Source organism: Pseudoalteromonas sp. NZS71_1 (assembly GCF_015864305.1).
Taxonomy (GTDB): domain Bacteria; phylum Pseudomonadota; class Gammaproteobacteria; order Enterobacterales; family Alteromonadaceae; genus Pseudoalteromonas; species Pseudoalteromonas arctica.
In genome coordinates, this window is sequence record NZ_JADYXM010000003.1 from 424,533 (window position 1) to 449,511 (window position 24,979).

Here is a 24,979-nt window from a genome sequence, read left to right on the forward strand (position 1 = left end):
TGGCTGGGATACCAGGATTTGAACCTGGGAATGCCAGGATCAAAACCTGGTGCCTTACCGCTTGGCGATATCCCAACAAAGAATTAATGATAATTTTATTTCTTATCAAGAAATGGTGCGGAAAGAGAGACTTGAACTCTCACAACCGAAGTTACTGGAACCTAAATCCAGCGCGTCTACCAATTCCGCCACTCCCGCATCGTTTGTACAATAAAGTACAGGTAGTTATTTTAAACTCTTCATTGAGCTGCAATTTAACTCTTGCAGAGCCATTTCTAAAAGAAGAAATGGTGGCTAAGACGGGATTTGAACCTGTGACCCCATCATTATGAGTGATGTGCTCTAACCAGCTGAGCTACTTAGCCATTGTTGGCTGGGATACCAGGATTTGAACCTGGGAATGCCAGGATCAAAACCTGGTGCCTTACCGCTTGGCGATATCCCAACAATAACAATTGATAGTTTTAATTCTTATCAAGAATTATGGTGCGGAAGGAGAGACTTGAACTCTCACATCCTAAGATACTGGAACCTAAATCCAGCGCGTCTACCAATTCCGCCACTCCCGCACACAAGGTAGTTATTTTAAACTCTTCATTGAGCAACAAAAAAATAATGGTGGCTAAGACGGGATTTGAACCTGTGACCCCATCATTATGAGTGATGTGCTCTAACCAGCTGAGCTACTTAGCCATCTTTTTTTGTTAGCACTTCATCGCTGAGTGCGGGGCGTATTATGCTGATATGACCCAAATTCGTCAACACCTTTTTTGCAAAAAAACACTTAACTGTGTTTGTTTGCAGGAAAATTAAGCTAACAGGCTAAAATTTAATAAAAATGCTGTTTTTTTAGCTGCCTTTAAGGCGCGGAATCTTAATTAACCCTGTACTTCTTTAATTAAGCGATATTACAAAGATAGACTAGTTGAGGCTAATTATTATTTTTATAATGCTTAAATACAAAAAAGGCTCGTAAAAACGAGCCTTTAAAAATTATTACCAAGTGAAATTGGTTTAATTTGTACTTATACGTTGAACAAGAAGTTCATTACATCGCCATCTTTAACAATGTACTCTTTACCTTCTTGACGCATCTTACCTGCTTCTTTTGCGCCACTCTCACCTTTAAAGGCAACAAAGTCGTCAAAAGCAATAGTTTGCGCACGGATAAAGCCACGCTCGAAGTCGGTATGGATTTTACCCGCTGCTTGTGGTGCTGTTGCACCTACAGGGATTGTCCATGCGCGTACTTCTTTTACGCCAGCTGTGAAATAAGTTTGTAATTGTAGTAATTCATAACCACCACGAATAACAAGGTTAAGACCTGGCTCTTCTAGACCAAGATCAGCCATAAACTCTAGCTTGTCTTCGTCATCTAGTTCTGAAAGCTCAGACTCGATAGCGGCACATACAGGAACAACAATCGCATCTTCAGCTGCGGCAATAGCGCGTACGCGGTCAAGGTATGGGTTATTTTCAAAACCATCTTCAGCAACGTTTGCAATATACATTGTTGGTTTAATCGTTAAGAAGTTAATAGAGCTGATTGCTGCTTTTTCTTCTTTAGTTAGTGCTAGACCACGTAAAGTTAAGCCTTCGTCAAGATGCACTTTTACTTTTTCAAGTACAGCATTTTGCTCTTTAGCGTCTTTGTCGCCACCTTTTGCTTTTTTTGAATTACGGAAAAGGGCTTTTTCAGCGCTATCCATATCAGCAAGTACTAACTCAGTGTTGATTACGTCAATATCGTCAGCAGGGTCAATAGTGCCTGCTACGTGGATGATGTTTTCATCTTCAAAACAGCGAACTACGTGGCCAATTGCATCGGTTTCACGAATGTTAGCTAAAAACTGGTTACCAAGGCCTTCACCTTTAGATGCGCCTTTTACTAAGCCAGCAATGTCTACAAATTCCATACTGGTGGTAAGAACTCGTTGAGGATTAACTATTTTAGCAAGTTCGTCTAGACGAGGATCTGGCACAGGTACCACACCTGTATTAGGCTCAATGGTACAAAAAGGAAAGTTAGCGGCTTCAATACCCGCTTTAGTTAGTGCATTGAAAAGCGTTGATTTACCAACGTTAGGCAAGCCAACGATGCCACATTTAAAACCCATAGTAAGATACCTTGTTTAGAATTCGTTTAAACGGTGTACTTGGACCCAAGTTACTAGGGTTTAAACGAATGTAGTCTGTTTTGTGCTTTTAACACACCATCTTTTGCAAGTATTTCCATGCAACGAACTGCTTCATCAACAGCAGCATCCATTTTTTCTTGGTCTGCTTTGGCCGCTTTTCCAAGCACCCAACCAGTAACCATTTCACGATGCCCCGGATGACCTACACCAATGCGCAAGCGCATAAAGTCTTTTTGATTTGCCATTTTTGCAATAATGTCTTTTAAACCATTATGACCGCCATGCCCGCCGCCTTTTTTTAACTTGGCAACGCCTGGGTCTAAATCCAATTCGTCATGGGCAACTAAAATGTCCTCGACAGGGATTTTGAAAAAATTAGCTAAACTACCGACCGCTTTACCACTTAAATTCATGTAAGTAGTGGGGATCAATAATTTGAATTCTTGGCCTTGAATGATCACTTTGCCTGTAAGGCCGTGATATTTAGGATCGTATTTTAGGGTGCAGTTGTAGCGTGCAGCGATTTGCTCGATGAACCAAGCACCTGCATTGTGGCGTGTGTTTGCGTATTCGGGGCCTGGATTAGCCAGGCCCACAAGCATTTGAATAGAATTCAAGGTTGCGAGACCTTAAAAATTATTCTGCTGCTGCAGCGTCGTCTTCAACTGGAGCTGCTTTGTTTGCTTTGATAGTCAGGATAGACTGATCATGGCCTTCGCCTTTACCTAAATCTACAGAGCTAACGCCTTTAGGGAAAGTAAGGTCAGAAATATGAACAGAATCGCCAACAACAAACTTAGAAACATCTACTTCAATGAATTCTGGAAGTGCTTTTGGAAGACACGTAATTTCAACTTCAGTTAACTGGTGAACAACAGTTGCGCCAGCTTTAGTTACAATATCTTCACCGATGAAGTGAAGAGGAACTTTAGTTTGAAATTTATGAGTAGCATCTACACGTTGGAAATCAAGGTGAGTAAGCTTAGGCTTGAATGGGTGACGTTGGATATCTTTTAAGATTACTTCAACAGCTTCGCCATCTACGTTAAGCGTAAGGATATGCGTGTAAAAACCTTCGTCTTCTTGTGCTTTGATCATATCTTTATGAGCAAAAGTAAGAGATAAAGCTTCTTTGTCAGCTCCGTAAAGGATTGCAGGAACTTTGTCTTCGCGACGTAGGCGGCGGCTCGCACCAGTACCAGTTTCTACGCGAAGTTCAGCGTTATATGTATAAGTTTTGTTAGACATGATGTCTCCAGTTATTAAAATGTGTAGGGCCTTTGCGACCAAGGTCCCTAGCCAAAAGGCGCGCTATCATACCACCACGCCCAGACAAAATAAACATCGCTTACAAAAAAAGCGCCAAAAGGCGCTTTTATACTCAGGAATGTTTAATTTTAGTGTTCAAACATCGCTGAGATAGATTCTTCGTTACTAATACGACGAATAGTCTCTGCTAACATGTCAGCAAGCGTAAGTACCTTAATTTTATCAAGGGCTTTAAGCTCGTCAGATAGCGGAATTGAGTCAGTTACAATTACTTCGTCAATCATCGAGTCACGTAAGTTTTCTGCTGCTTTACCTGAAAGAATAGGGTGCGTTGCGTATGCAAATACGCGTTTAGCGCCATGTTCTTTAAGTGCTTCTGCGGCTTTACATAACGTACCACCGGTATCAATCATATCATCTACGATAATACAATCACGACCTTCAACGTCACCAATAATGTGCATTACTTGAGAAACGTTTGCTTGAGGGCGACGTTTATCAATGATTGCTAAATCGGTATCGTTTAGTAGTTTTGCAATTGCACGTGCGCGTACAACACCACCAATATCTGGAGATACAACAACGACGTCTTCAAAGTCGCGTTCTTTCATATCTTCAAGTAATACAGGGCTGCCAAATACGTTGTCTACTGGTACATCAAAGAAGCCTTGGATTTGTTCAGCGTGTAAATCAACCGTAAGAACACGGTCAACACCAACGCTTGATAAGAAATCGGCAACAACTTTAGCGGTAATTGGAACACGGGCAGAACGTACACGACGGTCTTGGCGCGCATAACCAAAATAAGGAATGACGGCAGTAATACGACCTGCAGATGCACGACGTAGAGCATCAACCATAACGATAAGTTCCATTAGGTTATCGTTTGTAGGGGCACAGGTTGATTGCAAGATAAAAACGTCCGAGCCACGAACATTTTCATTTATTTGAACACTGATCTCACCGTCGCTAAAACGGCCAACAACAGCATCGCCTAATTCAATATATAAACGTTTTGCAACTTTTTGAGCTAACTCAGGTGTTGCGTTACCAGCGAAGAGCTTCATGTCAGGCACGGTAGGGTTCCTCAGGCACTGAATATTTGGACTAACGAGCAATGATAAATACCACTGCGAGTTAACTTATGATTACTTGTACGTTACTTCATTGATCGAATATGGCGGTTAACTCCGTATGAGCAGGTGAGACATTTGCGCTTGAAGCCACAAAACCCTGCCAAGTATGGGGGAGATTTTCAAGTACATCTTGTGCTTGAACTTGACTAGCAAATTCGACAAAACAACATGAACCTGTTCCGGTCATCTTCGACGGTGCGTATTTTAGCAACCACTGGAGGGTTTTTTCAACCTCGGGGCAAAGCTTTTTAACTAAAGGCTCACAATCGTTGGTTAAAGTATGGTGTTTCCAATCGCCTATTATTTTTGGTGTGTCGCGTTTTAAATCTGGATGTGTAAATATTTTTGCGGTACTTACATGTTGGTTTGGGTGTACAACGCAGTACCATTTTTGTTCAAGTTTTACCTGGTGTAATTTCTCACCAATACCATGCGCTATGGCGCTTTGCCCTTGTATGAACACCGGAACATCAGCCCCTAATTTAAGTCCTAATTGGGCTAGAATTTCTAAATTTAGTTCTAATTTCCATAATTTATTTAGGGCTAATAAAGTACTTGCGGCGTCGGATGAACCACCTCCAACACCTCCGCCCATCGGTAAGCGTTTAATTAAATTTATTTTCACACCCAAAGAGGTTTTACAGTGTGTTTGTAATAATAAAGCCGCTTTATAGATGAGATTATCATTTAGGGGTATGTCTTTAGTATCACCACCGACAGAAATACCACCGTCTGTTGTTAGCTCAAAATGCAACTCATCACCAAAATTTAAAAAAGTAAATAAGGTTTCTAGTTCATGATAGCCATCTTCTCGGCGAGCATTAATATGTAAAAATAAATTGAGTTTTGCCGGGGCAATAAGTGAAAAAGAGGTTTTGTTATTCATACTTATTTAAACTGCCAATCGTAGAGTTGAATTTTTATTTTTATTTGTTGATGCTTTAACGTCAGTTTAGTTGGTAACCAGTAACCTGCGTTTTGTACGTAAGTGCCGTAATCTATTTGCCATTTCTTGCCTGTATTATCAAACCATAATACTTGCTTTGCACGGCCTAGTTCATCAACGACTAAACTTTGATCGTCAATGGTGCCCTTAAGCCAGTTATCGGCGTTATCAACAGGGAGTGTAAAACCGGTTAAACGCTTTAAAAGCTCTGCAGCATTAGTATCAAAGTACTCATCGCCGTCAAACTCTAATTCAGCACCATTTGCTGTTTGTTTAAGCGACAAAATACGAGTACCAATAAAAGTAGTCAGTATTAAATTATTGGAATTTGTTGTTTGCTGCCAATTTAAGTTTGCAGATTGACGCTCTTCTGGGCTTATAAACGCGAGTTTACCCTCGACCTGCCAAGTTTTTTGAGCAGCTAAACGTGGCTTCCAATCATCATAAAGTGTTGTTTTTGTATCAATTTGATGGGCACAGCCACCTAATAATAAAAAAAACATGAATAAAATCAAATATTGTCGAATCAAATGTTGTTCCTTACTTTCCATATTCCGCTGATTTTTGGTAAAATTACCGCCTTTGAAGTAGGGCTCAGCAATATTTGGCAAATATGACCATAATAGCACTAGGTATAAATCACAAAACCGCATCCGTAGAATTACGCGAAAAAGTGGCTTTTTCGCCTGAGCAAATTTCAGAGGCGTTGCAACAATTAAGTGGCCATGCCGACTTTAATGAAGCTGTTATTGTGTCTACCTGTAATCGAACCGAGATCTATTGTAGCCTCGCTCAGCAAAATTCCCAAACACTGTTAACGTGGCTTGCCAGTTTCCATGGTTTGGATGAACATGAACTGAGCAGCAATATATACTGCCATGAAGGTAATGACGCCATTAACCACTTAATGCGCGTAGCGTGTGGGTTGGATTCTCTTGTGTTAGGCGAGCCGCAAATTTTAGGGCAAATAAAGCAATCGTTTTTTAGTGCTAAAACCCACGATGCAATAGGGGTTACTTTTGATAGGTTGTTTCAAAAAACCTTTTCGGTAGCAAAACAAGTTCGTACTGAAACAAATATAGGCGCAAGTGCCGTGTCGGTTGCATTTGCGGCTGTTAACTTAGCAAAACATATTTATGGCAAGCTTGATCAAACCAATGTGCTATTGATTGGTGCTGGTGAAACCATTGAACTGGTTGCTAAACATTTATATCAAAATGAGCCTAAAAAAATAACGGTAGCTAATAGAACAATTGAACGTGCTCGCAGCCTTGCTGATGAAGTGTCGGCAGATGTTATCGCACTTGCACAGTTGCCAGAACGTTTACATGAAGCCGATATAGTCATTAGTTCTACCGCCAGTACTTTACCTATTATTGGTAAAGGGGTGGTTGAGCAAGCGCTTAAGCAGCGCCGACACAAGCCTATGCTATTTATAGATATTGCGGTTCCGCGCGATATAGAAAGCCAAGTAGGTGAGCTAGATGCTGCCTATTTATATTCCGTTGATGACTTACAAACCATTGTAAGCGAGAATATGGCAGCGCGTGAGCAAGCTGCACAGCAAGCGCAAATAATTATTACTGAACGCACCAAAGAATTTGCAATGTGGATGCGCTCACTCGATTCGGTAGATTTAATCCGCCATTATCGAAATGATGTACAAACAATTAAGTCAGAACTTGTAGAGCGTGCTGTTAGTCAGCTAAATACAGGTAAAGATGCAGAAAAAATTATATTAGAGCTCGCCAATAAATTAACCAATCGCTTAATGCACGCGCCTACCCGTGCAATACAAGACGCAGCGAAAAAAGGTGAAGTGGCGCAGCTAAACCAGTTGAAAAAAATGTTAGGTATTGATCAGGAATAACCGTTAAATGAAAGAGTCTGTTTATAATAAATTAGAAACCTTAGTAGAGCGTTACGAAGAAGTACAAGCGCTGCTAAGCGACCCGTCGGTCATTAGTGATCAAAATCGTTTTCGTGGGCTTTCAAAAGAATACTCTGAGCTTGAAGAGATTGTAAAAACGTTTTTAACTTACAAAGAAACGCAAGATGATTTAGCCAGTGCAGAAGAAATGCTTAAAGATTCTGACCCTGAAATGCGTGAAATGGCGCAAGAAGAATATAAAGAAGCTAAAGCACAAATTTTGGTAATTGAAGATCAAATTCAAGTATTAATGTTGCCAAAAGATCCGCGAGATAATAACAACGTGTTTGTTGAAGTACGCGCTGGAACAGGCGGTGATGAAGCGGCTATTTTTGCTGGCGACTTATTCCGTATGTACAGCCGCTATGCAGAAACTAAAAAATGGAAAGTAGAAGTTGTGAGCACCAATGAAGGTGAGCACGGTGGCTACAAAGAAGTTATTGCAAATATTAGTGGCGAAGGCGTTTACGGTCAATTAAAGTTTGAATCAGGTGTACACCGCGTACAACGTGTGCCAGAAACTGAGTCACAAGGGCGAGTTCATACCTCTGCGTGTACTGTTGCGGTAATGGCGGAAGTACCAGAGGCCGAAGCGATACAAATTAATACCGCAGATTTAAAAGTTGATACATTTCGTGCATCAGGCGCAGGTGGTCAGCACGTTAATAAAACAGATTCTGCTATTCGACTTACACATATACCTACCGGTGTTGTGGTTGAGTGTCAGGATCAGCGTTCACAGCATAAAAACCGTGCTAAAGCTATGTCAGTACTTGCAGCACGTTTGCAACAGGCTGAAGATGAAAAGCGCCATGCGGCAGAAGCATCTGAACGTCGTGACTTAGTAGGTAGTGGCGATCGCTCTGAACGTATCCGTACTTATAACTACCCACAAGGTCGTATTACCGATCACCGTATTAACTTAACACTTTATCGTTTGAATGAAGTGGTAGCGGGTGATTTAAGCTGCGTTATTGACCCATTAATGCAAGAACATCAAGCTGACTTATTAGCGGCTATGGGCGACGAGTAATCGTGAGCCAAACTCTTGAACAAGCTATTGCTGCAGGCGCTAATTTATTAGCACCTAGCAGCGAAAGTGCTAAATTAGACGCACAAGTTTTACTTCTACATATTCTTCAAAAACCTCACAGTTACCTTTTTACTTGGCCAGAGCATGCGCTTAATGCCGAACAACAACAGCAATTTAATACCTTTTGCCAAAGACGTTTAAACGGTGAACCTGTTGCACATATTACGGGGCAACGTGAATTTTGGAGCTTATCGCTTGAAGTTAACGCAACAACTTTAATACCTCGACCAGATACCGAAACGTTAGTAGAACAAGCACTTGAAGTGGCTGTACCTGCTACAGCTAAAGTGCTTGATTTAGGCACGGGTACTGGTGCAATAGCACTGGCATTGGGTAGTGAAATGCCTAATTGGCAAATTATTGCAGTAGATAGAGTAAGCGATGCAGTTGCACTGGCTACACGTAACCAGCAGCGATTGGCAATTAATAATGTACACGTTAAGCAAAGCAACTGGTTTAGCGAGTTACATGGTGAGAAATTCAACCTAATTGTCACTAACCCGCCTTATATTGAAAGCAGTGATATACATTTAAATCAGGGCGATGTGCGCTTTGAGCCTTTGTCGGCATTAGTGGCTGATGATTGTGGAATGTCTGATATTAAACAAATAATTACACAATCACGTGACTATTTGTTATCTAGTGGCTATCTTTTAATAGAACACGGTTTTGAGCAAGGTGAAGCTGTTCGTCATTTTTTCAAAAAAATGGCATTTGTGAATATTAAAACAGTGAAAGACTTTGGTGATAATGACCGTGTAACGTTTGCACAGTGGCCCTAAAGAATAATAATTGCCTGCTAGTGCGTTAAATAATGCCATGAAGGAATTTCGACTATGATGGGTGATTTTTTATTTTCAGATGAGCCAGAAGAAGCAATCAATGAGATTGAACTCGGTACCTGGAAAGTATTAATCGTTGATGATGAACCTGAAGTTCATGCTGTTACAAAACTAGCGTTGAGTGATTTTGAGTTTCAAAATAAACGCCTAGAATTTATTAGTGCGTACTCAGGTGCTGAAGCAAAAGAGCTTGTGAAAGAGCATCCAGATGCAGCCATTGTACTACTTGATGTAGTAATGGAGACCGATGATGCCGGTTTGCAAGTTGCTAAGTTTATTCGTGAAGAAGCTAAAAATAATCATATTCGAATTATTTTAAGAACGGGTCAACCTGGTCAAGCACCTGAACGACAAGTAATTATTAATTATGATATTAACGATTACAAATCTAAAACAGAACTAACGGCTCAAAAGTTATTTACTGTTATTATGTCTAGCCTGCGTTCGTATCGGGATATTATTTCGATTGAGCAGTCACGCGAAGGGCTTGAGAAAATAATTATAGCGTCCCGTGATATTTTTTCAGCGCATTCAATAGAGCACTTTATTGAAGGCGTTATGCAGCAGTTAACTTCTTTACTCGGTATTGCTGATCAAGCTATGTATGCAACTACTTTAGTTGCGCAAAATCCTGAAGCACAAAATAATAAAAAATTAATTGTTTGCTCGGGTACCGGTGACTTTGAAAAAAGTGAAGGTAAAGAGCTCGATGAGGTATTACAAGCTGAACAGTTAAGTGCATGTCATCAGGCGCTTAATGAAAAAAGCATTATTTATAAAGATAACTACTTATTTGCGTATTGTAGCAGTGAGTACAATCATAATTCGATGCTATTTATATCAGGTATTCCAAAGGATTTAACGGATACTCAGCGCCATTTAATTAAGATTTTTTCTCAAAACGTGCAACTTGCGTTTGAAAATGTACAACTTCAGTCTGAAATAGAAGCAACGCAACAAGAGCTTGTTTACAGGTTAAGTGAAGCGGTAGAGCAACGCTCAACAGAAACGGGTAATCATGTTAAGCGTGTAGCACATATTTGTCATATATTGGCACAAGGGTATGGCTTATCTAAGCATGATGCTGATTTAGTAAGGTTGGCGTCGCCTCTTCATGATGTAGGCAAAGTGGGCATTCCTGATGCGGTATTAAATAAACCAGCAAAGTTAGACGCCCAAGAATGGGAAGTGATGAAAACCCATACTGATAAAGGCTATACTATTTTAAAAGACTCGCCGCATGAGATTGTTAGTGCAGGCGCAATTATTGCAAAAGAGCATCATGAAAAATGGGATGGCTCTGGTTACCCACAAGGTTTAAGCGGAAACGCAATTAATGTATTTGGTCGTATAGTTGCACTTGCTGATGTATACGATGCACTTCGCCATAAACGATGCTATAAAGAACCTTGGACACTGCAAAACGTAGTTGATGAAATTAACGCTCAAAAAGGCACACACTTTGAACCAAAATTGGTTGAAGTATTTAACGAGAAGCTTGATGAGTTAGAAGCGGTTCTTAACCGTTTTCCTGATTAAATTTTTATAAAACAGAAGTACAGGGGCATATGGATTATTTAGCAGTAAAGCATTCACACATGGCAATTGCGATGTTGAGTGTGATTTTATTTTATGTTCGCGCATTTTCGCGAATGGGCAGTGGTAAATTAGCAAAAAATAAAGCGGTAATGATTGGTAGTCATAGTATAGATACTTTGCTATTAGTGTCTGCACTTACGCTTATATTTATGGCTAAAATTAACCCGTTTGAACAATATTGGCTATTAGAAAAAATAGTTTTAGTGGTTATATATATTGGTATTGGGGCTAAAAGCGCCAGACAAACTAAAATGACGGCTAAAGTTGCTTACGTTTTAGTTAACACTGCTGTTATTTTAGCGATAGGTTATTTAGCGACGTCTAAATCAGCTTTTTTGCTTTAAGTAATACCTGACTATTTGAGCTTTATAGTTGTTTTATAAAGCTCAAATACGACTCCCTCTCAGAAAATATTCAAAAACATCTCTATATTGGTATATAGCTTTAAAGTTAGGTAAACTACGCCTTCGTTTTCTAAAATGTTGCAGTATTAATGACTACCCTCGGGTTTGACGAACACGATGAATCTTATCTTGATGATGCTTACGATGAATTTACACCTCCAGCGATTTACCGCTGTATTAAAGCAGAGTCAAAATGGGACCCTCAGATAGATTTAACACCATGTTATGAAACTTTAACTGACTTTGAACAGCAAATTTCAGCGCTGTGTTTAAAAGTGAGTGATGAGCACGATCGCTTCGAAAAATTATTAGATATGTTTTACAGCGATTGGCTATTTAGTGCCTCAGGCTTAAAAGTGCCAGAATACAAATTAAATACATTAAGCTATACGCTTTCTATGCGTAGTGGCTCACCAACAACGCTTGCAATTATACTTTGTCACTTTTTACAACAAGCTAACTTTGATGCAAATCTTAGTCTTACGCTGGGTGATGTTGGTGTTCATGTGGCGATAAGTGATGAAGAGGGCTACATAATTGAGCCAAGCAGCGGGCAACAAAGCTGGTATATCATCCCTGAAAACGCAGATGAAGATGATGGGCAAGAACAAGAACCTTTAGAGTTAATTTTTGATGACGAAGTATATAAGCTATTTTTAGCTCAGCAAAAATGGTCTTTCATTAGCGAAAACAAATTTGGTCATGCTTTGACCTGTGTAGAGATGCTAATGGAGCTAATAGGCGACGACCCGTATGAGAGACGCGACAGAGGTTACTTATTAAATCAGCTCGGTTGCCCTAAAATGGCACGTGATGATTTACAGTTTTTTGTCGATGAGTGTCCGGATGATCCTGCAATAGAGATAATTCAACACCAAATAGAAGAACTAGAAGATAATAATAAAACGCACCATTAAGAATAGGAATAATTATGGTTGAAACTCAAAGCGCATTAATTACAAATGATGCCGTTGTGCTTGGTTTGCTTGCTATTATTTTGGGGTTTATTTTTAAAACCTCAAACAGTGAGCGTCCAGCTTTAAAACGATTTTATAAATACGTACCTGCTTTACTACTGTGTTACTTTTTACCTTCACTATTAAATACCTTTGGTATTGTAGACGGTAATAAATCCAATGTTTATTATGTGGCTTCGCGCTACTTATTGCCTGCTTGTTTAATACTGCTTACCATTAGTATTGATTTAAAAGCTATTATTAATTTAGGCCCGAAAGCCCTCATTATGTTTTTAGTGGGTACACTCGGTATTGTTATTGGTGGGCCATTAGCTATTTTAGTCGTGAGTGCATTTGATCCAAGTATTGTTGGTGGTCATGGGCCCGATGCAGTATGGCGCGGTATGACAACCGTTGCGGGTAGCTGGATTGGCGGTGGTGCTAACCAAGCCTCAATGAAAGAGATGTTTGAAGTGGGTGGTGATATATTTTCTGTAATGATTACAGTAGATGTAATAGTCGCGAATATTTGGATGGCTGTTTTATTGTTAATGGCAGCAAACCATAAAAAGATTGATGCAGCTACGGGTGCTGATACAAGCGCAATTGAAGATTTAAAAAAACGTGTTGAAGCCTATCACGCTGAACATGCCCGTATTCCTACTCTTAACGATTACATGACGCTGCTTGCAATTGCATTTGGTATAACCGGTTTAGCGCATTTTTGTGCTGACTTTTTAGGTCCGTACTTTGGCACGACTTATGAGTGGGCAAAAGAATACAGCTTAAACAGTAAATTCTTTTGGCTAATTGTTATATCAACAACGATTGGCATAGGCTTATCGTTTACTAAAGTGAGACAAATAGAAGCGTTTGGCGCTTCAAAAGTAGCCTCTAGCTTTTTGTATATTTTAGTTGCATCGATTGGTTTGCATATGAATGTAACCGCTATTTTTAATAACCCAGGGTTATTTTTAGTTGGTGCCATTTGGATGTTAGTGCATGCAAGCATAATGTTAGTAGTAGCTAAACTAATTAAAGCACCGTTATTTTATATGGCTGTGGGCTCGCAGGCTAATGTGGGCGGTGCAGCGTCTGCACCTGTTGTAGCATCAGCATTTCACCCTTCGCTTGCGCCTGTTGGTGTCCTGTTAGCTGTACTGGGCTATGGTGTGGGTACTTATATGGCTTATATTTGTGGATTAATGATGCAAGCAGTTGCACCGTAAGGAATTTAAATGAAAGACCAAATTATTAAAATTAATGAAATTGAACTAGCAAACAACAAACCGTTTGTATTGTTTGGTGGTATTAACGTATTAGAATCTCGCGATTTAGCTATGCGTGTTGCAGAGCATTACGTAGAAGTTACGACGAAACTCAATATTCCTTATGTATTTAAAGCGTCATTTGATAAGGCTAACCGTTCTTCAATCAATTCGTACCGTGGTCCGGGTATGGAAGAAGGTTTAAAAATATTTGAAGAGATTAAAAAGACTTTCAACATACCGCTTATTACTGATGTACATGAACCGCATCAAGCAGCACCTGTTGCTGAAGTTGTTGATGTAATTCAGTTACCAGCCTTTTTAGCACGTCAAACAGATTTAGTTGTGGCGATGGCTAAAACAGGTGCAATTATTAACGTGAAAAAACCACAGTTTTTAGCGCCGCATGAAATGCGCCATATCATTACTAAATTTAATGAAGCGGGTAATAATAACATCGCACTTTGTGAGCGTGGTTCTAGCTTTGGTTATAACAACCTAGTGGTTGATATGCTGGGTATGGATGACATGAAAGCAATGGCGCCTGTTATTTTTGATGCAACACATGCACTTCAGCGCCCTGGTGGCCGAGCTGACTCTGCTGATGGTCGTCGAGCACAAGCAGCAGAGCTTGCACGCAGCGGTATGGCGCTAGGTATTGCAGGTTTATTTATTGAGGCGCATCCAAACCCTAACGAAGCTAAATGTGATGGCCCATGTGCGCTAGCGCTTAGTAAGTTAGAAGGGTACTTAACGCAAATGAAAGCGGTTGATGATTTAATTAAAAGCTTTGCCCCACTTGATACAAGTGCAAGCGATTTATAATTAAGCATGATGTTTATTAAAAAGCGACTCAGGTCGCTTTTTTTATGCCTTTAATATACACAAACTTATATGATGTATATAATCTCACGCATAAGAAAAACTAATTCTAAGCTTGGTTATTATGTCAAGACGGGTACCTCCATTAAACGCATTAAAAGCCTTTGAAGCGGCTGCGCGTCATTTAAGTTTTACTAAGGCTGCAGAAGAGCTCTATGTAACGCAGGCGGCAGTAAGTCATCAAATAAAAACACTTGAAGAGCATTTAGGTTTAAAGTTGTTTTTACGTAAAAACCGCTCATTATTATTAACTGAAGAAGGCCAAGGCTATTTTTTAGATATAAAAGAGATTTTTACTCAGCTTATTGATGCAACTGAAAAGCTATTAGCCCGTGGTGCTAAGGGCTCATTAACAGTTAGTCTAACACCAAGTTTTGCTATTCAGTGGTTAGTGCCTCGTTTGAGTTTGTTTAATGAGTTACACCCAGAGATAGACGTGCGAATAAAAGCACAAGATCAAGATGAAAACTCACTGACTGATGACGTAGATATTGCTATTTACTATGGAAGAGGTCATTGGAATGGCGTACAAGCGTACAAACTTCATACCGAGTATTTAGTACCACTTTGTAGTCCTATGTTATTAAGCGGATTAAAGCCGCTTGATCAACCTAGTGATTTAGCGCATCACACCTTATTGCATGACACCACACGTAAAAACTGGAAAACGTGGATGAAAACTGCAGGCGTGCGTAACATTCAGGTAAATCAAGGACCTATATTTAGTCACTCATCAATGGTGTTACAAGCTGCAGTACATGGGCAAGGTGTGGCAATTGGTAATAGTGTATTAGCTAAACCCGACATAGATGCAGGGCGTTTGGTTATTCCGTTTAATCACAGTCTAGAAAGTAAAAATGCATATTACTTAGTGCTTCGCGAATCGCAAACCGAGCTTGGTAAAATAGTTTCGTTTAAAGAGTGGATGCTGAGCTTAGTAGAGCATGAGCAAGAACATGAGTATTAATAATGATTGAATGGTTTAAAAGCACCGCACAACCTGCAATTGCACAGTTTATATTTGCGCATGGTGCAGGTGCCGGTAGCGATTCTGACTTTATGCAACATATGGCAAAATTAATAAGCGAGCAAGGTGTTGATGTTGGTTTATTTGATTTTGAATATATGCAAATTGCTAAACAAACTAATAAACGTAGGCCTCCTGAGCGAGCGCCAAAGCTACTTATTTATTATGAGCAAGTGCTTGGTCAGGCGCAGCCAGATTTACCGTTATTTATAGGCGGTAAATCGATGGGCGGACGCATGGCATCAATGCTTGCGTGCAGCACAGAGCAAAGACTTTCAGGTGTTATTGCATTTGGTTATCCATTTCATCCGCCGGGTAAACCAGAAAAGTTACGCACCGATCATTTTGCTGATATTGTTTGTCCTTTTTTAGTATTACAGGGCGAGCGAGATACATTTGGTACACGTGAAGAACTGCTTACTATGGAAATGCCAAAACAGCCTTTACTCACATGGCTGGCTGATGGCGATCATTCATTAAAACCACGTAAAAAAAGTGGCGTAACTGAACTGCAAAATAGAGAAACAGCAGCGTTAAGTGCCGTTGAATTTATTAAGCAACAAGTAGAGATGTGTTAAGACTCGATTAGGGGATTAGATGATTAAATTATTTTTAATGGCCGGCAGTATTTTTTGTATGCTCTCGGTTATGTTAGGTGCATTTGCTGCCCATGGTTTAAAAAGCCGCTTATCGGAGTATTCATTAGGGGTTTTTAAAACAGCTGCTGAGTATCAAATGGTGCATGGCCTTGCACTTATTACGGTGGCTATTTTAATTAAATGGGGCATAAACCTGAGTTGGGCTGGTGGCTTTTTTATAACGGGCACACTACTTTTTAGTGGCAGTTTATATTTACTCGCTCTAACAGATATGAAGTGGCTAGGGCCGATAACACCGCTTGGTGGATTGTGCTTTATTATTGGTTGGATTGTTATTTTAGTGCAAGTCGCACGATTTAAGTTTTAAAGAGTTTAAGGGTTAATATGTCTAGTGTTGTGATTTATTGTCGTAGTGGTTTTGAAAGCGATGCCGCTGCTGAAATAACGTTTCATGCTGCAGAGCAGGGTTTTGCAGGGTATGTAAAAGCAAAGCCAAATACAGGTTATGTTGTTTACGAATGTTTTGAAGCGCATCACAGCGACGAAATAATCAAAAAAGTCGATTTTAAAAATATGGTGTTCGCACGCCAATGGTTTGCCGGTACATTACTTGAAAACATGCCAGTAGAGGACCGTGTAAGTGCAGTAGTTGAAGCTGCTAAAGATTTTACATTGTGCTCAGAGCTGCGCGTAGAAACGCCAGATACAAATGAAGGCAAAGAGCTTTTAACGTTCTGTAAAAAAATATCAACGCCGCTTAAAAAAGCCCTCGAAAAACAAAATACAGTACTGCGTGAGCCAAAAGCAAACCGCCCAGTAATGCATGTCATGTTTTTAACAAACAATACGGCTTATGTTGGTTACTCGTATAGCTTTAATAATTCTCCATTTTTCATGGGTATTTTACGCCTTCGTATGCCAAGCGATGCACCGAGTCGTTCAACGTTAAAACTCGACGAAGCGTTTAATGTATTTATTCCTGAGCAACAACGTGAATCACGCGTGGCAGCAGGTATGCGCAGTGTTGATTTAGGTGCATGCCCGGGTGGTTGGACTTATCAGCTCGTACGCCGTGGTATGTTTGTAAGTGCGATTGATAACGGCCCAATGAATGACGATTTAATGCAAACGGGTCAAGTTAAACATTTTAGAGCAGATGGTTTTAAATATCGCCCAGAAAAAAGAAATATTACTTGGTTAGTGTGCGATATGGTGGAAAAACCAACCAAAGTGACTACGCTAATGATTGACTGGGCAGTAAATGCATACGCAAAAGAGTTTATATTTAACTTAAAACTACCTATGAAAAAACGCTTTGATAGTGTTTATGAATGTCTTTCGATGATAAGAAAAGAGCTTGAGAAACATAGCATTAATTACGAGTTACAAGCTAAACATCTCTATCATGATCGTGAGGAAATAACCGTTCATTTAAACGTTACTAAGGTGCCACAAAATTTGTATAGTTAATATGTAGAGGCTAAAAGTGGTAAAAAACAATATTAATAAATGGCTAAGTTTACTTTTTTTATCACTTTTAATCACAGGTTGTGGCGGCGGCGGAGAAGGTAGTGATTCAACTACGCCCTCTGGTAACGCTACGCCCAGTGTTACGCTCTCTGTTAGTAGTAACGTTATTGTCTCTAACCAATCGTTTACTATTACTGCGCTTGCAAGTGATAGTGACGGGCAAATAGCCAATTATCAATGGCAACAACTTAGTGGTCCTGAATTTACATTTATTGTTAATGGCAATACGCTTACAGCCACTGCACCGAGTGTAACCACTGACACGACCTTTAGTTTTTCAGTTACTGTTACTGATAATTCAGGTGCTACTGCACAACAAGTATTTTCAGGCACTATCACTTCTCAAAATAATGCACCTACAGTTAATATTACAGGCCCAAGTAGTGCACTTGCTAACACACAAGTAAGCTTAGTTGCTAACGCTCAAGATACAGATGGAACCATAAGCACTATTAGTTGGATTCAGTCTGCGGGAGATAATGTTGATTTTAGCCAGTCAGATGGTGTACTTAGTTTTACTGCCCCCAATGTATCTGAAAATACAACGCTAGGCTTTAGCGTAACCGTAACAGATAATGCCGGTAAAAGCGCTCAAGCGAGTAAAACGGTTTTAATTAATCAAGTAAATAGCGCGCCAACAGTCATTGTTACAGGCCCAGAAGAAGCTGAAAAAGATGACAGTGTAACCCTAGTTGCAGATGCACAAGACAGCGATGGTAGTATTAATAACATAACCTGGCAGCAAACAAGTGGCCCTGTAGTTGAATTTACCCAAACAGAAACAAGTATTAGCTTTAATGCGCCCACTGTTGCGCAAAATACCAATGTAACGTTTGTAGTAACTGTTACCGATGACGATAACGCTACAAATAGCGCCCAGAAAATAGTTGTAATATTAGCCCCAAATAATCCACCGGCTGCCGATGATGTAAATATAAATGTGCAATATAACCAAGCCACGGAATTTAGTTTAGTGGTTAGCGACGCTGATAACGATAGCGTACAGATTGACTTTGGTGATGATTTAAATGGAGCGCAAATCAGTGTTATTGATGGCCAAGCCTTACGTTTTAGTTACACACCTCCTGCAAACAGTATCACTCCACAAAGCTATACGTTAACGGCGACTGATACAAAAGACACAACCGAATTTGTACTGAGTGTTACCGTTATTGATTCAACGCCCGCTACAATTAGTAATGTAACGCCCCAAAATAGTAATGACCCAGTCTTTGTAGATAGCCCTGTTAGCATTACATTTTCAGATATTATGCTCGTGAGTACTTTAGCCGTTAACTCTAGTAGTGGTACTTGTACTGGAAGCGTACAAGTGTCAGCAGATAATTTTACTACTTGCTTGGCCTTAACTATTGAAAGTTTGTCGGGTACTACCAGCGACACAAGTACTTATTTTCATACTGTAAATTTAAGCGCAAGCTTTGATGAAGACACTCAATATATTGTTCGTGTTACAGCTGATTTAGCTAATTTTGATAGCACAACTATTTTGGCGCAAACTGCCACCTCGTTTACAACTTCTAGCCAAGATATAAAAATAACAGAGCTTTCATCTGTGCAATTTAGTAATGGCTTACCTTGGATTGAACTTTATAACGGCACCGGTGCGACAGTAAATTTACAAGACTACTCTCTTAAAGCTCGCAGTATTAATATGTCTGATAGTACGTTGAGTGATGAGCAAATATTTACGCTGCCTAATAAAGAGCTTTTAAATGGCGCCTATATTATTTTACAAAGCCGCTTTGGCGATGATTTTTTAGCAAGTGCGTCATTAAATAACACTAAGCTTGTGCTTGTTGGTAGCGCGAATGATCAAATTAGGCCTTATTGGTACATAAATGGTTTTGCAGAATTACTTAATAGTGCGGGTACACAAACTATCGACTTTGTTAAGTTTGGAAATTCAACCCAAGAGCCTGTAACAGCCTCGCAGTGGCAAGGCGAAAATGCTGCACAAATACTGCCAGAGCAGGGCGCCAGCTTAAAGCGTACGCTCGGCGCAACCGATACCAACCAAAATACAGACTGGAACTACTCAGTATTCAATACTCCGGCAGGGCCTAACGATATAACTTGCTCAATAGATGATGATGAAGACGGTATTCCAGATTGCGCAGAGGTAGAGGGAGCAACATTTGGTGGGCTGCCTTTATATGAATGGGGAGCGCGTACTTCACAAAAAGATATATTTATTGAAATAGATTATATGGATAGTAGTGATGTTGGAATAACCCCTCATCGAACTGCACTTGAAAAAATTGTTAGTGTATTTGCAAGTAAAGGCTATACCGTTCATTTTGATGTAGGTGACTTATTTGATCAAAATAGCGATATTGCGCCGCAAAACTTTGATTTAGGTGGCGGAAATGTTGTCCCTTTTAATAGTTATACTCCGTTTGAGTACGATTTAAGTAGCCCTAATTTGTTTGCTTATAAAATGGAATATACCGATATAACCCGTAGACCCATTTTTCATTACTTATTAATGGCAAGTAGTGGAAATGAAGATGGCAGTATTAGTGGGTCGGGTATTGCTGAGATCAGCGGTAATGATTTAATGGTAACTATGGGCGGCTGGGGCTTAACGCTCGATACGCAAATAGCAACCAATGTAACTTATAATTATCAAGCATCAACTATCTTTCATGAGCTAGGCCATAACTTAGGCTTATACCATGGTGGCGATGAAGAGGTTAACTTTAAGCCTAATCATTTAAGCTCTATGAATTATTTATATCAATTAGCGGGTTTATCAACAATAGGTAATAACGAAGGCGATCGTTATTATGAGCGTTTTTATCCAGGCAATGCTAGCTGCGATATTACACCAAATACTAATAGTCATTTAGGCTCTACAGATGATTTTATTATTGATTATTCAAGTGGTAGTTCAGCAGATTTAAATGAGAGCACAATACTTGAAGCACAGGGGTTAAATCGAAATGGCTCACTACCTGTTGATTTTAACTGTAATGCAATTAACACCGAAAGCTTAACCAGCTTTGATACTAACCAAGATAATACAATATCAATACTTAGTGATGTAGATGAGTGGAGCATGCTTAATTTGCAGTTTTATATGCAAAGTGCAGGTAATCGATTTGGCGTGCCAAATACTAATAATAGTAAGGTGTATAATTTACAAAGCTCACCTACTAATATTGAAACGCTGCCCAGTTATATAAAAGAAGCGCAGCCAAGTAGTGCAATTATTGCTGAGTTAAAAGCAATTAAAGAGCATTAATATGAAACTAGGGTTAAGTATTAAGTTTATTGTTTGTAGTAGTTTTTTAAGCTTACTAATAGCGTGTAGCGATACTAACAATGCACGTGAATGGTTACTAAAAAATGACAATTTATATTACAAAAATATAGCTATTGAATGGCGAGTTGAATCAGTAAAGGGCTGTAAGACATGCGTTATAAACCAAGATGTTGTTTATCAGCCTGAAGGCATTAGTAGTTATAATACGTTAATGCAGAGTCAAAATTGGGTGGCGGTACATGAGTTAAGTAAAATCAATGTTATCCGTTTAAAGATGCCAGACCAAACACCTTACTTATTCGTAGAGCGTATAAAAGGGCGAACACTAAAGCTGTTTGATCAGCAGCAAAACTACAGTATAAAAATTGGTGAAGTTACAGCCGTTAATTTTAACAATCAGCGCTTTAGTATTTTGATTAAAAAATTTGAAGAAGTAGATAAACAAAGTGTCGCATTACCAAGGCGTGCATCGCTTGAGTTTATTGCTTTAAAAATAGATTGAAAAAGCACCTTAGGTGCTTTTTTATCTCGGGTGCCGTGACCTTTGAATATTGAAAAATCAGCAACCTCTTAATTAACTACGGTATTTTGGTCTATAATTATCGACCCACAAACGTGTTGCACCACACACAGCTACAGGCATAACTATTAAGTTTACAAAGGGTATAGCCGTTAATAACATAACAGCAAAACCAAACCCGTATGATAAACCTTGCTTAGATTTTAAATCGTCTTTCATCTGCTTAAAGCCAATTTTATGGTTATCAAACGCATAGTCTTCATACTGCACCGCGTACATCCAACAGGTAAACAAAACCCATAGTATTTGGCCAATGACAGGTAAAACCCAAAGTAGTATGAAAAAACCAATAGCGCGAGGAAGGTAATAGCACAACTTCGTCCACTCACGGGCAAGCATTCTAGGTACATCTTTAACTAATTCGGAAAAACCATCATCGTTAATTTTTTGACCCGTTAAATAAAGCTCAACTTTTTCGCTTAATAAAGCATTGAATGGGGCTGCAATAAAATTAGTGATTATAGTAAATAGCATACTGTAGCTAAATAATACGACTAATACAGCAATTGGCCACATTAGCCATTCAAGCCAGCTTAACCATTCTGGTAGCATGTTACTGATGTAGCTAAAGCTATCACTTAGCCATCCAAATAAGAAAAACAACGAACTACCAAATAGCAGAACATTAATTAAAAGCGGTATAAGTACGAAGCGCTTTAACCCTTTTTGGCTAATTAATTTAAATCCCGAAAAAAAATATTCCATACCTTGTGTGATCTGCACTGTAACCTCAAAAAATATTTACCATTAGTTATAGTATAAATAGCTTAATAATTTTGAACAGTAATTTTAAGTAACAAAGTGTTAGCTTTAATGTTGCGGTTTTGGTTATATAGTAACTACAGGTGTTTAGTAATATGCAATTATGATTAATCAATGTAGACCCGGTTAGTTTTTTATTAATAAAAGAATGAACTTACTAATCATGACTATACTGAACTTTACTACGTAGAAAAAAAGCATCTGTTTGAGGCTTTTTGTTGTATCAATATGTATAAATAATGCGAGCAAGTGAAAATGGGTACGGATAGGTTAAAAAAGTTATTATCTCACCAGCAAGGCATTTTATCTAAAATTGCATTAGGGGTACCTTTAAATGAGGTGCTTACTGAAATTTGTTTATCAATAGAGCAGATTATTAATGATGAATCTGCTAGGTGTTCTATTTTATCAGTTAAAGGCCAGCAGCTTTTTCATTGCGCAGCCCCTAATATTCACCCAGAGTACTGTAGTTTGCTTAATGGAGTTCACATAGGGCCAAAAGTAGGTTCATGTGGTACTGCAGCATTTTCGAAATCGCGCACAATTGTAGAAAATATTGAAACCTCACCGCTTTGGGAGGACTTTAAAGATTTAGCGCTAAAGTTTGATCTTAAGTCATGCTGGTCAACACCTATTTTTTCAACTCAAGCTGATTTGTTAGGCACCTTTGCTATTTATCACAGCACCCCTAAAGCCCCATCAGAGCAAGATTTAGAACTAATAGATTTTTTTGTGCACTTTTCAAGTATTGCTCTTGAGAAAAGTAACGAATTTGAGAAGGCAAAACAGCTTGTCTTTAATTTACAGCACAGTAATGAAAAATTTAAAGCCTTCACCAAAGTAATGCCCGACCTCATCCTCATTTTAAGTGAGGATGGCACATATACCGATGTTTATGGTACCTCTAATGAGTTACTGCTTGATTCGACCACGGATCTTATTGGCGAAAATGTTAAAGACCTACTTCCTCAAAAAGATGCGCAGATGATAATGGATGTCATCGAAACAACACTCTCGACTAACGAGATGCAAATATTTGAATATGAATTAAATGTTCCCAAAGGGGGCATAGTTTTTGAGGGACGAGCTGCCGCTTTAGATCATTACAATCCCAGTAGTCCTACAAAAAGACATGTAGTATGGATGGCCAGAGATATTTCAATAAAGAAAAAGGCTGAGCAAGAAGTTCATAAGCTCGCATTTTACGATCCATTAACTAATCTTCCAAATAGAAGGATGCTTAGCGACAAATTAAGCCGATGTGTAGAGAGTGTTAAGCGTAACAAAAATATAGGGGCATTATTATTTTTAGACCTAGATAACTTTAAGCGTATTAATGATTCACTTGGGCACAGTGCGGGTGATGAAGTACTTGTGGAATTATCAAAAAGGTTAAGCGCAATAATAAAAGGCTCAGATACACTGGCCAGAGCGGGTGGTGATGAATTTATTATTTTGCTTAAACACATAGGGCAAAATACAAAGCAGGCAATTCTAGAATGTAAAGCCGTCGCTAAAGAAATTCAAAGAGCTTTTCATGATAAGTTTGAAGTGGGCAACCTTGCATTTCAAGTAAGCTGTAGCATCGGTATTTGCCTAATTGATAGCGTAAACGCACAGGCTGACAATATATTAAAATTTGCAGATACTGCTATGTATTGTTCTAAAAATAAAGGGGGTAATAGCAGCAGCTTTTACGACCCAGCCTTGCAAACACTACTTGAAAAGCAAACAGAGCTAGAAACCGACATAGTGAGAGCAATTGCGTCTAATGAGTTTTGTGCTTACTTTCAGCCACAAGTTAATACGCAGGGTGATGTTGTTGGTGCTGAAGCACTTATTAGGTGGAACCATCCTCAAAGAGGGCTGATAACAGCAAACGAATTTATACCTATTGCAGAGCAATACGGACTTATTCAAAAACTACAAAATATTGTTTTGCATGATATATGTATTTTAATTAATGAGCTTAAAGCAAGCGCTATCATTGACGACTCGTTTAGTGTTTCAATTAATATTAGTCAAAGTCAGTTCAATTCATCAAATTTAAAAGGTGAGCTGTTCAACACTATCAATGAATTTGATATTCGAGCATCACAAATTAAGTTAGAAATAACCGAGTCAATGCTCTCTAGTGATATAGATTATACAATTAGGCAAATGAAAGAGCTCATTGCGGCTGGCTTTTTATTTTCGATTGACGATTTTGGAACTGGATACTCTTGCTTAGCTTACTTAAGTGCGTTTCCTGTTAAAGAATTAAAAATAGATAAAAGCTTTATTGATAAAATTTTAGATAATGAGATTGGCTTTAATATCGCGCAAACAATTATCAGTTTAGGAAAAAGCTTAAACTTAGTGGTCGTTGCAGAAGGCGTAGAAACAACAGAGCAGTATGACTTACTTAAAAAAATGAATATTGACACTATGCAAGGCTACTTAGTTGCAAAGCCGATGGATAAAGAACGTTATTTAAAATGGCATAGTGCTAATAGCAATCCGCAATAATACTTAATCAATTAGAGGGATTAAATCTGGCGGTAACTGTGTTAAAAAATTCTGTCTTGTTATCGACACGATTTTCTTATCTCAAAATAGATCATTTAATTGAGCAAATTGGTACGAAATGCTCTTAGAGCTTAATTACTTAAAGGCCAGTATTTACTAATTGGTAATAACCTAACAAAAACTTCCCATATGCAAGGTCATTTTACTTTTTCTAGCTGCTAAAA

22 protein-coding genes and 6 tRNA genes are annotated in these 24,979 nt (G+C 39.0%); 15 read left to right on the forward strand and 13 right to left on the reverse strand.

The window, feature by feature from the left end; translation table 11 throughout:
- From I6F43_RS07300 to lolB, 12 genes are all read right to left on the reverse strand, one after another.
- Positions 1–75, reverse strand: a tRNA-Gln gene (locus tag I6F43_RS07300).
- 38 nt (positions 76–113) lie between these two features.
- Positions 114–198, reverse strand: a tRNA-Leu gene (locus I6F43_RS07305).
- A 90-nt stretch (positions 199–288) separates the two neighbouring features.
- Positions 289–365: transfer RNA gene (locus tag I6F43_RS07310), tRNA-Met, on the reverse strand.
- 5 nt (positions 366–370) lie between these two features.
- A tRNA-Gln gene (locus tag I6F43_RS07315) sits at positions 371–445 on the reverse strand.
- Positions 446–484: 39 nt separating this feature from the next.
- Positions 485–569: transfer RNA gene (locus I6F43_RS07320), tRNA-Leu, on the reverse strand.
- Between the two features lie 47 nt (positions 570–616).
- Positions 617–693: transfer RNA gene (locus I6F43_RS07325), tRNA-Met, on the reverse strand.
- A gap of 332 nt (positions 694–1,025) precedes the next feature.
- Positions 1,026–2,117, reverse strand: a complete 1,092-nt coding sequence (ychF, locus tag I6F43_RS07330; RefSeq protein WP_007583951.1) for a redox-regulated ATPase YchF — start codon at positions 2,115–2,117, stop codon at positions 1,026–1,028.
- 53 nt (positions 2,118–2,170) lie between these two features.
- Positions 2,171–2,755 carry an aminoacyl-tRNA hydrolase gene (gene pth, locus I6F43_RS07335; protein WP_007583954.1) on the reverse strand — a complete coding sequence of 195 codons (585 nt, stop codon included), beginning with the start codon at positions 2,753–2,755 and terminating at the stop codon, positions 2,171–2,173.
- A 19-nt stretch (positions 2,756–2,774) separates the two neighbouring features.
- The gene (locus tag I6F43_RS07340; RefSeq protein ID WP_008171830.1) at positions 2,775–3,386 is read right to left on the reverse strand and encodes a 50S ribosomal protein L25/general stress protein Ctc; all 612 of its coding nucleotides are present in this window, start codon (positions 3,384–3,386) and stop codon (positions 2,775–2,777) included.
- Between the two features lie 149 nt (positions 3,387–3,535).
- A complete protein-coding gene (locus I6F43_RS07345; RefSeq protein ID WP_007583957.1) occupies positions 3,536–4,483 on the reverse strand; it encodes a ribose-phosphate pyrophosphokinase in 948 nt (315 codons plus the stop codon).
- An 88-nt stretch (positions 4,484–4,571) separates the two neighbouring features.
- Positions 4,572–5,429 carry a 4-(cytidine 5'-diphospho)-2-C-methyl-D-erythritol kinase gene (ispE, locus tag I6F43_RS07350; protein ID WP_010554716.1) on the reverse strand — a complete coding sequence of 286 codons (858 nt, stop codon included), beginning with the start codon at positions 5,427–5,429 and terminating at the stop codon, positions 4,572–4,574.
- Positions 5,430–5,431: 2 nt separating this feature from the next.
- Positions 5,432–6,019 carry a lipoprotein insertase outer membrane protein LolB gene (gene lolB, locus I6F43_RS07355; RefSeq protein WP_101164113.1) on the reverse strand — a complete coding sequence of 196 codons (588 nt, stop codon included), beginning with the start codon at positions 6,017–6,019 and terminating at the stop codon, positions 5,432–5,434.
- 83 nt (positions 6,020–6,102) lie between these two features.
- Here lolB and hemA point away from each other — a divergent pair, with 83 nt between their 5' ends.
- The 14 genes from hemA to I6F43_RS07425 all read left to right on the forward strand — a co-directional run bounded on the left by hemA (position 6,103) and on the right by I6F43_RS07425 (position 21,407).
- Positions 6,103–7,359, forward strand: coding sequence for a glutamyl-tRNA reductase (hemA, locus tag I6F43_RS07360; protein WP_010554718.1), 1,257 nt, complete (start codon positions 6,103–6,105; stop codon positions 7,357–7,359).
- 7 nt (positions 7,360–7,366) lie between these two features.
- Positions 7,367–8,452: a peptide chain release factor 1 gene (prfA, locus tag I6F43_RS07365; protein WP_007583962.1), complete on the forward strand. Its 1,086-nt coding sequence runs from the start codon at positions 7,367–7,369 to the stop codon at positions 8,450–8,452.
- Positions 8,453–8,454: 2 nt separating this feature from the next.
- Complete coding sequence (gene prmC / locus I6F43_RS07370; RefSeq protein ID WP_010554719.1) at positions 8,455–9,294, forward strand: peptide chain release factor N(5)-glutamine methyltransferase; 840 nt, start codon at positions 8,455–8,457, stop codon at positions 9,292–9,294.
- A 54-nt stretch (positions 9,295–9,348) separates the two neighbouring features.
- Positions 9,349–10,893: a response regulator gene (locus I6F43_RS07375; RefSeq protein ID WP_007583964.1), complete on the forward strand. Its 1,545-nt coding sequence runs from the start codon at positions 9,349–9,351 to the stop codon at positions 10,891–10,893.
- 29 nt (positions 10,894–10,922) lie between these two features.
- On the forward strand, positions 10,923–11,297 hold the full coding sequence (locus I6F43_RS07380; RefSeq protein WP_007583965.1) for a SirB2 family protein: 375 nt from the start codon (positions 10,923–10,925) through the stop codon (positions 11,295–11,297).
- 149 nt (positions 11,298–11,446) lie between these two features.
- A complete protein-coding gene (locus I6F43_RS07385) occupies positions 11,447–12,274 on the forward strand; it encodes a tetratricopeptide repeat protein (RefSeq protein WP_007583966.1) in 828 nt (275 codons plus the stop codon).
- Positions 12,275–12,288: 14 nt separating this feature from the next.
- A complete protein-coding gene (locus tag I6F43_RS07390) occupies positions 12,289–13,542 on the forward strand; it encodes a DUF819 family protein (protein ID WP_007583967.1) in 1,254 nt (417 codons plus the stop codon).
- 9 nt (positions 13,543–13,551) lie between these two features.
- Complete coding sequence (gene kdsA / locus I6F43_RS07395) at positions 13,552–14,406, forward strand: 3-deoxy-8-phosphooctulonate synthase (protein ID WP_007583968.1); 855 nt, start codon at positions 13,552–13,554, stop codon at positions 14,404–14,406.
- A 121-nt stretch (positions 14,407–14,527) separates the two neighbouring features.
- Positions 14,528–15,430, forward strand: coding sequence for a transcriptional regulator GcvA (locus tag I6F43_RS07400; protein WP_002958561.1), 903 nt, complete (start codon positions 14,528–14,530; stop codon positions 15,428–15,430).
- 2 nt (positions 15,431–15,432) lie between these two features.
- Positions 15,433–16,068: an alpha/beta family hydrolase gene (locus tag I6F43_RS07405; protein ID WP_165721403.1), complete on the forward strand. Its 636-nt coding sequence runs from the start codon at positions 15,433–15,435 to the stop codon at positions 16,066–16,068.
- A 19-nt stretch (positions 16,069–16,087) separates the two neighbouring features.
- Positions 16,088–16,456, forward strand: a complete 369-nt coding sequence (locus I6F43_RS07410; protein ID WP_165721404.1) for a DUF423 domain-containing protein — start codon at positions 16,088–16,090, stop codon at positions 16,454–16,456.
- Positions 16,457–16,473: 17 nt separating this feature from the next.
- Positions 16,474–17,559, forward strand: a complete 1,086-nt coding sequence (gene rlmM / locus I6F43_RS07415) for a 23S rRNA (cytidine(2498)-2'-O)-methyltransferase RlmM (RefSeq protein WP_007583974.1) — start codon at positions 16,474–16,476, stop codon at positions 17,557–17,559.
- A 16-nt stretch (positions 17,560–17,575) separates the two neighbouring features.
- On the forward strand, positions 17,576–20,884 hold the full coding sequence (locus I6F43_RS07420; RefSeq protein WP_197101621.1) for a PKD domain-containing protein: 3,309 nt from the start codon (positions 17,576–17,578) through the stop codon (positions 20,882–20,884).
- A 1-nt stretch (position 20,885) separates the two neighbouring features.
- Positions 20,886–21,407 (forward strand): hypothetical protein, encoded by a 522-nt coding sequence (locus tag I6F43_RS07425; RefSeq protein ID WP_024593858.1) that lies wholly within the window; start codon positions 20,886–20,888, stop codon positions 21,405–21,407.
- A 72-nt stretch (positions 21,408–21,479) separates the two neighbouring features.
- Here I6F43_RS07425 and cysZ read toward each other — a convergent pair whose 3' ends face one another.
- Complete coding sequence (cysZ, locus tag I6F43_RS07430; RefSeq protein ID WP_010554723.1) at positions 21,480–22,190, reverse strand: sulfate transporter CysZ; 711 nt, start codon at positions 22,188–22,190, stop codon at positions 21,480–21,482.
- Between the two features lie 312 nt (positions 22,191–22,502).
- Here cysZ and I6F43_RS07435 point away from each other — a divergent pair, with 312 nt between their 5' ends.
- Positions 22,503–24,755, forward strand: coding sequence for a sensor domain-containing phosphodiesterase (locus I6F43_RS07435; protein WP_197101651.1), 2,253 nt, complete (start codon positions 22,503–22,505; stop codon positions 24,753–24,755).
- Positions 24,756–24,979: the final 224 nt, after the last annotated feature.

What these genes read in the sequence shown, in the direction of transcription:
- ychF (WP_007583951.1), bottom strand. Translation starts at nt 2,117, where the DNA reads ATGGGTTTTAAATGTGGCATCGTTGGCTTGCCTAACGTTGGTAAATCA.
- I6F43_RS07340 (WP_008171830.1), bottom strand. Translation starts at nt 3,386, where the DNA reads ATGTCTAACAAAACTTATACATATAACGCTGAACTTCGCGTAGAAACT.
- ispE (WP_010554716.1), bottom strand. Translation starts at nt 5,429, where the DNA reads ATGAATAACAAAACCTCTTTTTCACTTATTGCCCCGGCAAAACTCAAT.
- hemA (WP_010554718.1), top strand. Translation starts at nt 6,103, where the DNA reads ATGACCATAATAGCACTAGGTATAAATCACAAAACCGCATCCGTAGAA.
- prfA (WP_007583962.1), top strand. Translation starts at nt 7,367, where the DNA reads ATGAAAGAGTCTGTTTATAATAAATTAGAAACCTTAGTAGAGCGTTAC.
- I6F43_RS07375 (WP_007583964.1), top strand. Translation starts at nt 9,349, where the DNA reads ATGATGGGTGATTTTTTATTTTCAGATGAGCCAGAAGAAGCAATCAAT.
- I6F43_RS07380 (WP_007583965.1), top strand. Translation starts at nt 10,923, where the DNA reads ATGGATTATTTAGCAGTAAAGCATTCACACATGGCAATTGCGATGTTG.
- I6F43_RS07385 (WP_007583966.1), top strand. Translation starts at nt 11,447, where the DNA reads ATGACTACCCTCGGGTTTGACGAACACGATGAATCTTATCTTGATGAT.
- I6F43_RS07390 (WP_007583967.1), top strand. Translation starts at nt 12,289, where the DNA reads ATGGTTGAAACTCAAAGCGCATTAATTACAAATGATGCCGTTGTGCTT.
- kdsA (WP_007583968.1), top strand. Translation starts at nt 13,552, where the DNA reads ATGAAAGACCAAATTATTAAAATTAATGAAATTGAACTAGCAAACAAC.
- I6F43_RS07400 (WP_002958561.1), top strand. Translation starts at nt 14,528, where the DNA reads ATGTCAAGACGGGTACCTCCATTAAACGCATTAAAAGCCTTTGAAGCG.
- I6F43_RS07405 (WP_165721403.1), top strand. Translation starts at nt 15,433, where the DNA reads ATGATTGAATGGTTTAAAAGCACCGCACAACCTGCAATTGCACAGTTT.
- I6F43_RS07410 (WP_165721404.1), top strand. Translation starts at nt 16,088, where the DNA reads ATGATTAAATTATTTTTAATGGCCGGCAGTATTTTTTGTATGCTCTCG.
- rlmM (WP_007583974.1), top strand. Translation starts at nt 16,474, where the DNA reads ATGTCTAGTGTTGTGATTTATTGTCGTAGTGGTTTTGAAAGCGATGCC.
- I6F43_RS07425 (WP_024593858.1), top strand. Translation starts at nt 20,886, where the DNA reads ATGAAACTAGGGTTAAGTATTAAGTTTATTGTTTGTAGTAGTTTTTTA.
- cysZ (WP_010554723.1), bottom strand. Translation starts at nt 22,190, where the DNA reads ATGGAATATTTTTTTTCGGGATTTAAATTAATTAGCCAAAAAGGGTTA.
- I6F43_RS07435 (WP_197101651.1), top strand. Translation starts at nt 22,503, where the DNA reads ATGGGTACGGATAGGTTAAAAAAGTTATTATCTCACCAGCAAGGCATT.